At 63.7% G+C, this 6682-nt stretch carries 7 protein-coding genes; 4 read left to right on the top strand and 3 right to left on the bottom strand.

Features of this window, described 5'->3' with window-relative positions; all coding sequences use genetic code 11:
- Nucleotides 1-186 precede the first annotated feature (186 nt).
- From glpX to GGR43_RS10815, 3 genes are all read right to left on the bottom strand, one after another.
- The gene (gene glpX / locus GGR43_RS10825; protein ID WP_188071949.1) at nt 187-1170 is read right to left on the bottom strand and encodes a class II fructose-bisphosphatase; all 984 of its coding nucleotides are present in this window, start codon (nt 1168-1170) and stop codon (nt 187-189) included.
- Between the two features lie 85 nt (nt 1171-1255).
- Complete coding sequence (locus tag GGR43_RS10820) at nt 1256-2551, bottom strand: homoserine dehydrogenase (protein WP_246343541.1); 1296 nt, start codon at nt 2549-2551, stop codon at nt 1256-1258.
- 88 nt (nt 2552-2639) lie between these two features.
- Nucleotides 2640-3425, bottom strand: a complete 786-nt coding sequence (locus GGR43_RS10815) for a hypothetical protein (RefSeq protein WP_246343539.1) — start codon at nt 3423-3425, stop codon at nt 2640-2642.
- A gap of 335 nt (nt 3426-3760) precedes the next feature.
- Between GGR43_RS10815 and GGR43_RS10810 the strand changes: the two genes are divergently transcribed.
- From GGR43_RS10810 to GGR43_RS10795, 4 genes are all read left to right on the top strand, one after another.
- Nucleotides 3761-4420, top strand: coding sequence for an energy transducer TonB (locus tag GGR43_RS10810; RefSeq protein ID WP_188071948.1), 660 nt, complete (start codon nt 3761-3763; stop codon nt 4418-4420).
- 95 nt (nt 4421-4515) lie between these two features.
- Nucleotides 4516-5286 carry a MotA/TolQ/ExbB proton channel family protein gene (locus GGR43_RS10805; protein ID WP_188071947.1) on the top strand — a complete coding sequence of 257 codons (771 nt, stop codon included), beginning with the start codon at nt 4516-4518 and terminating at the stop codon, nt 5284-5286.
- A gap of 91 nt (nt 5287-5377) precedes the next feature.
- On the top strand, nt 5378-5869 hold the full coding sequence (locus GGR43_RS10800) for an ExbD/TolR family protein (protein WP_188071946.1): 492 nt from the start codon (nt 5378-5380) through the stop codon (nt 5867-5869).
- Between the two features lie 22 nt (nt 5870-5891).
- The gene (locus GGR43_RS10795) at nt 5892-6317 is read left to right on the top strand and encodes an ExbD/TolR family protein (RefSeq protein ID WP_188071945.1); all 426 of its coding nucleotides are present in this window, start codon (nt 5892-5894) and stop codon (nt 6315-6317) included.
- The last annotated feature ends 365 nt before the right edge of the window (nt 6318-6682 follow it).

The following is a 6682-nucleotide window of genomic DNA, read 5'->3' as shown; positions in this document are numbered from 1 at the left end:
ATACAAACTGGCCTCCCTCGCCAGTCAGCCCTTGAATCACATCCCGGCCCCCTTGGGAATCCCCCAATGATTCAATCTATTCCCCGAACGCTCTAACCGCCCGCCACTATGGGTACGAAAAAAGGGCGGGAAAGAAACCCGCCCTTATCCCCTGTATAAAGCGTCAGGCGCAGCAGCGCGCTTAGCTTACTTGTCCTTGCGCTCGACGCGATGCTCGCCCTTCACCCAGCGCACCGTGCCGGAGGAAGCGCGCATGACCACGCTTTCCGTGGTGAGCAGGCCGCCCGGCATCCTCTTCACGCCGCCCAGCAGCGATCCGTCGGTCACGCCCGTCGCGGCGAAGATGCAATCGCCCCGCGCCAGTTCCTTCAGGTCATAGACCTTGTCGAGATCGGTGATGCCCCATTTGCGCGCGCGCGACCGTTCGTCGTCGTTGCGGAACAGCAGGCGGCCCTTGAACTGCCCGCCGACGCAGCGCAGCGCGGCGCAGGCCAGCACGCCTTCGGGCGCGCCGCCGCTGCCCATATAGATGTCGATATTGGTTTCCGGGTTGGTCGTCGCGATCACGCCCGCCACGTCACCGTCGGGGATCAGCGCCACGCCGCAGCCGATCGCGCGCAGCTCGGAAATCAGCTTTTCGTGACGGGGGCGGTCGAGCACGCAGACGATGATCTCGTCGGCGGCGACGCCCTTCGCCTTGGCCACCGCCTCGACATTTTCCCGCACCGAGCGGTTGAGGTCGATCACGTCCTCCGGATAGCCGGGGCCGACCGCGATCTTGTCCATATAGACATCGGGCGCGTTCAGTAGGCCGCCTTCCTCGGAAATGGCCAGCACCGCGAGCGCGTTGGGGCCGGCCTTGGCGGTGATGGTCGTGCCTTCCAGCGGATCGAGCGCGATGTCGATCCTCGGCCCGGTGCCGATGGCGTTGCCGACCTTCTCGCCGATGTAGAGCATCGGCGCCTCGTCGCGCTCGCCCTCGCCGATGACGACGGTGCCGTCCATGTAGAGATCGTTGAAGGCAAGGCGCATCGCCTCCACCGCCGCCGCGTCCGCCGCCTTTTCGTCGCCGCGCCCGATCAGGCGGGAAGCCGCGATCGCCGCGGCCTCGGTGACGCGCACCATTTCCAGCACCAGAACCCGATCGAGAACCGAACTAGCCACTACCATATCATTGTCCTCACAAATTTAGATGTCACCCGATAGGGAGGGGCGCGGCGCTTGTCGAGTGACCGCGCGGTGCTTCTGCCCCGTTTCAGTTCAATATGGGCATGACCATCGGATCGCTCGTCAGGCTTTCCGATCCGGCGAGGCTTTTCAGCATCGTCTGGATCGCGCTTTCGGCGCTGTGATGGGTGACCACCACCAGCAGGACGGAGCCATCCTCGCGCGCGCCGCGCTGGATCACGCTTTCGATGGAGACGCCCGCGTCGCGCATCGCGGCGGCGATTTCGGCGAGAACGCCGGGGCGGTCCTGCACCATGAAGCGCAGATAGGTGCGCGCCACCCGGTTGCCGCTGTCGGCCTTGGGTTGCCTGAGCAGATGGGCGACCTGCATCGCGAACGGATCGCCATATTCGTCGCGCGCGACGTCGATGAGGTCCGCGACCACGGCCGAGGCGGTGGGGCCTTCGCCCGCGCCCGCGCCCTGGAAGAACAGGCTGCCGACGAAATTGCCTTCGGCCACCACGGCGTTGAGCGGCCCGCCGACATGGGCGAGCGGATGGTCGGTCGGCACCAGGATCGGCCGCACCCGCTGGAACAGGCCGTCCGCGTCATTCTCCGCCATGCCGACGAGGCGGATGCGATAACCGAGGCCCGCCGCCTCGCGGATATCGTCGGCGGTGACGTTGCGGATGCCGTGAATGTCGACGCCCGCAAAGTCGATCTGCGTGCCGAAGGCGAGGCTGGCGAGGATCGACAGCTTGTGCGCGGCGTCGATGCCGTCGATGTCGAAGGTCGGGTCTGCCTCCGCGAAGCCGAGGCGCTGCGCCTCTTCCAGCACCGCGCCGAAATCGCTGCCGTCCCGCTCCATCGTCGTCAGGATATAATTGCAGGTGCCGTTCAATATGCCGTAGACGCGGCTGATCTCGTTGGCGGCGGCGCCTTCGCGCAGCCCCTTGATGACCGGGATGCCGCCTGCGACCGCCGCCTCATATTTAAGCGGTATGCCCGCCTTCTCGGCGAGCCCCGCAAGGTCCATGCCATGATGGGCGAGCATCGCCTTGTTGGCGGTGACGAGCGGCTTGCCCGCGCCCAGCGCGACCCGCGCCAAGGACAGCGCCGGGCCGTCGGCCCCGCCGATCAGCTCGACGACGACATCGACATCGTCGCGCCGCGCCAGTTCGTTCATGTCGTCGACCCAGGCGAAGGGGGAAATGTCGATGCCGCGATCCTTCGTCCGGTCGCGCGCGGACACCGCGCTGACGACGATGGGCCGCCCGGCGCGACGGGTAATCAGCGCCTCGTTGGTCTCCAGCAGGCGTACCACTCCCGCGCCGACCGTGCCCAGACCGACGATGCCTATGCGCATCGGGCGATGATCTTCCATTTCCATGTCCTGTCAGTTGCTGTCATGTCCGTCGGCCGCCTTTCGCCTTCCGCTTTTCGCATGAGGCGGCGGGCGGCCAGTGGCTCCGCTACAATGTGCGGTCGCACCTGCCAAGACTCTCCATAACCAGAGCATAATCCCGCCGCGCCGCTTCGGCGTCGGGAAGGGGGAGGGTCCGGGTGGATTCGGGCGGCAGCCGGTCGGGCAATCCGCAGGCGAGGCGATACCAGAGCAGCGTGTCGCGCGCGGGCGGAACGGCGGCTTCGTCGACGATCTCCCCCAGTGACACGCCCCAGTGCGCGGGCTGGCCGGGGCGCCGGACGATCGAAAGCGAAACCGGCGCGCCGGTCGAGGTCTTGAGGAAAATCTGCGTCTCTCCCTCGCCCGCGATGGTCCCGGCGATGTGGAAGGCGTCGCCGATGCTGGTGATCGCGGGGGGCGAATCATTCTTCAGCAGCTCGGCCGTGACCGCCCGCGTCCTGGCTTCCAGATCGGCGCTCCAGGGTTGCAGCGCGTGGAGCGAGACGAGCTGGACTTCGCCCGGCTTCGCGCCCGGACGCGCATAGACGAGGACCGGCTGCTTCTTGCGCGGGAAATCCTTGCGGCCGGTGTCGGCCGTCAGGAAGGTGACGAGCGGGGCGATGCCGCCCTCGCCGCGAATCAATGCCTCCACCTGCACCGTCATCAGCAGATAATTACGGGGCGCGGCGCCCCCTCCGGCGGGCGTCGCGCTGACCTTCTGGAGCTTCGTGACGCGTCCTTTGGCCACATAGGGGGCGCCGGTGACCAGGTCCGCCACATCGGCATAGGCAAGCGGCGCGGGCGCTGGCGATTCGACCTGCCGGGCCATCGCCGACGGCGCGCCGATCGCCATTGCTCCGGGTAAAAAGCACCCCGTTATCAACGCGTTGAAAAGAAATCCGGCGGCAAGGGCAGGGGGGCGGGGGAAATTCATGACTCTCTCTTTCCGCATGTGTGTTATCCGTGTCACACGCAATCTTTTTTCATTTTCGCGCAGCCTGATGCGGCAATCAATCATAAAGCGTTTGCGTCCGCTGGTTTGCCGCGATAGGAAGATTGTAAATATAGATAAATCGCAAAAGGGCCTTGGGGGTTCGCTGGTGAAAGCCGTGCACCTTCAAGGCCCTTGCATCGGGTGTCGTCTTCATTTTTGTTAATTGCAGCTGAGTTAAGGAGTGTCGTTGCTGGATGGCCTACGCTGACCACTCGGAGACATCGAGCCGTACAATCTCGATCGTCATCGTCGCCCTGATTCATGCTGTTCTCGGCTATGCATTCGTGACCGGTTTGGGCATGAAATATGTCAAGAAAGCTGCTGAACAGCTGAACGTTATTGATGTGAAGGAAGAGCCGCCGCCACCGGACGAGCCGCCGCCACCCCCGCCGAAGCCGGCGGATGTGCCGCCGCCGCCTGTGGTTGCGCCTCCGGCGATCGTGCAGACGCCCGCTCCGGCGCCTCAGATCACCACCGCGCCCGCGCCGGTGCCGCTGCCCCCGGTGTTGCCGCCGACGCCGGCACCGCCGCCGCCTCCGCCGCCTGCACCGCCCAAGGCCGCCCAAAAGGCTCAGCCTCGCGGCAATCCGGGCAGCTGGGTGACTTCGGACGACTATCCCAGTCGCGCCCTTCGTGAAGAGCGCGAGGGCACGGTCGGTTTCCGTCTCGACATCGGCCCCGACGGCCGGGTCACGGATTGCACCGTTACCTCGTCGAGCGGCCATGCCGATCTGGATAGCGAGGCCTGCCGTCTCCTGATGCGCCGTGCGCGCTTCAGGCCGGCGCAGGACACCGGCGGCAATCCCGTCGGCGACAGCTACAGCAGCCGCTTCGTGTGGCGTATTCCGAAGTAAGTTTCAGGGCGGTCCTCCATGCATGATGCCATCCGGGCATTCGCAAAAGGGACCGCTGGTGCACCGCAAATTTGTATTGAGAGGGAAGTGCTAACATGTTGATCTCTATCATTGCCGCCGCCGCGCCTGCTGCTGCGGAAGAAAATCCCTACGGCCTCGCCGCCGCGCTGCGTGAGGGTGGTCTGATCTCGCAGACCGTTTTCGGCATCCTCTGCATCATGTCGGTTTTCTCGTTCTACATCCTCTTCACCAAGCTGATCGAACAGCAGAAGATCATCAACCAGGGCAAGAAGATCCGTCAGGGCTTCTGGCGTTCGCCTTCGCTGAAGGAAGCCGCCGCGAAGCTGGAAAAGAATACCGCCTACAAGCAGCTGGTCGACGACGGCCTGGCCGCTCAGGAACAGCATGGCAAGCTGACCGATCCGGTCGAGGCGCATGACTGGATGCACGGTTCGCTCGCCCGCTCGGAAGCGGCGATCAACTCGAAGCTGGGCGGTGGCCTCGCTTTCCTCGCGACCGTCGGTGCGACCGCGCCGTTCATCGGTCTGTTCGGTACGGTTATCGGCATCTACCGCGCGCTCATCAAGATCGGCGCGTCCGGTCAGGCGTCGATCGACACCGTCGCCGGTCCGGTCGGTGAAGCGCTCATCATGACCGCGCTGGGTCTGGCCGTGGCCGTTCCCGCCGTGCTTGCCTACAACTGGCTGCAGCGCCGCAACAAGTCGATCGCCGAAGACCTGAACGGGTTCTCGGTCGACGTTCTGGGCTACCTGGTTTCGGGTGGTCAGGTTCGTCCGGTCGTTGCCGCTGCTCCGACCGCTGCGGCGCGTCCGGCTGCCGCTGCTCCGGCTGCGAAGAAGGCCTGATCCTTCGGCAAGTGGATGGCCGCGCCACGCCGCGCGGCCATCGCTTGCGGGGCATCTCGCCCGAACATAAGCAAAGTTAGGATACTGATCGATGGCAATGAGCGTTGGATCCGACGGCGGCGATGAAAAGCCGATGTCCGACATCAACACGACTCCGCTCGTCGACGTCATGCTGGTGCTCTTGATCATTTTCTTGATCGCGGTTCCGGTTGTGGTCCAGACGATCGAAGTTCAGCTTCCCAAGGTCGCGTTTGAGCCGACAACGACGAAGCCGGAAAATGTTTCCCTTTCGGTTACCACCGACAAGGACGGTTCGTGCATGGTTTACTGGAATCTCACTCGCGTGAATTCCTCCGAGCTGCTCGACAGGGCGGTGGCCAAGCTGAAGGCGGATATCGAAAAGGCGGGCGGTGTCGAAAACCTCACCCCCGAAGATCTGCCGGAAGTGCACATCCGCGGCGACATCAATACGCCCTATCGCTGCATTGGCGGTACTATCTACACCATGCAGCTGGCTGGTTTCCCCAAGGTAGGCTTCATTTCGCAGCCTGATCCGGGCGATATCAAAGTCCAGCGTCTGTAAGCGTTTCGCAGGAGTTTAGACCATGGCCATGAGTGGCGGTAAAGACGATGGCGAACCGATGATGGAGATGAACACGACGCCGTTGATCGACGTCATGCTTGTTCTTCTCATCATGTTCATCATCACCATTCCGATCCAGACCCATGCGGTGAAGATCGACCTCCCGAACAATGCCAATAATCCGCCGCTCGACGCGGTGGATCCGGTGAAGAACAAGGTCGCCATCGACGCGGCCGGAAACATCACCTGGAATGGCACACCGATCGACAAGCTGACGCTGCGCCAGTATCTGCGCGCCGCGATGGCCCTGCCGGTCGAGCCGGAACTCCAGTTCCAGCCGGACAGGCAGACCCGCTACGTCGTCGTCGACGAAGTGCTGGCGATTATCAAGCAGTCCAAGGTGACGAAGCTTGGCTTCATTGGTAACGACCAATACGCCAATTTCTGATCCGTTCGGGATCATGCATTCGCCCCGCGACGGGGTGGACGAGGGTGGGAGGCTTCGGCCTCCCTTTTTCGTTTTCGGGTGCCGGTGGAGGTTCGGTTCCGGTCGCTGGCCGAATGTTCCTTTCCGTTGCCTGCTCCGTCGCTCCCTTCTGCTGCTTTTCCTTCGCTTATGTCAGGACTTCCTCACCAGAGGAGGCGGCACGAGGGCAAAAATGGAGAGCAGCGGAGGTAGACATTTCTTTCCATCGTTCCGTCCTGCCACTTCTCCGTCATTTGGTCATATCTCCCTGTCAGGGGGAGACAGGAGAGGGAGGAAAATGGGGGAGGCGGATCGGAATGGGAAGCGGATCGGACGGTGCTTCCATC

Source organism: Sphingobium jiangsuense, from assembly GCF_014196495.1.
GTDB classification, from domain to species: domain Bacteria; phylum Pseudomonadota; class Alphaproteobacteria; order Sphingomonadales; family Sphingomonadaceae; genus Sphingobium; species Sphingobium jiangsuense.
Note: the sequence above shows the minus strand (reverse complement) of the source record. Positions and strands in the feature narration are given on the sequence as shown.

What these genes read in the sequence shown, in the direction of transcription:
- GGR43_RS10800 (WP_188071946.1), top strand. Translation starts at nt 5,378, where the DNA reads ATGGCAATGAGCGTTGGATCCGACGGCGGCGATGAAAAGCCGATGTCC.
- GGR43_RS10810 (WP_188071948.1), top strand. Translation starts at nt 3,761, where the DNA reads ATGGCCTACGCTGACCACTCGGAGACATCGAGCCGTACAATCTCGATC.
- GGR43_RS10805 (WP_188071947.1), top strand. Translation starts at nt 4,516, where the DNA reads ATGTTGATCTCTATCATTGCCGCCGCCGCGCCTGCTGCTGCGGAAGAA.
- GGR43_RS10820 (WP_246343541.1), bottom strand. Translation starts at nt 2,551, where the DNA reads ATGGAAGATCATCGCCCGATGCGCATAGGCATCGTCGGTCTGGGCACG.
- GGR43_RS10795 (WP_188071945.1), top strand. Translation starts at nt 5,892, where the DNA reads ATGGCCATGAGTGGCGGTAAAGACGATGGCGAACCGATGATGGAGATG.
- GGR43_RS10815 (WP_246343539.1), bottom strand. Translation starts at nt 3,425, where the DNA reads ATGGCGATCGGCGCGCCGTCGGCGATGGCCCGGCAGGTCGAATCGCCA.
- glpX (WP_188071949.1), bottom strand. Translation starts at nt 1,170, where the DNA reads ATGGTAGTGGCTAGTTCGGTTCTCGATCGGGTTCTGGTGCTGGAAATG.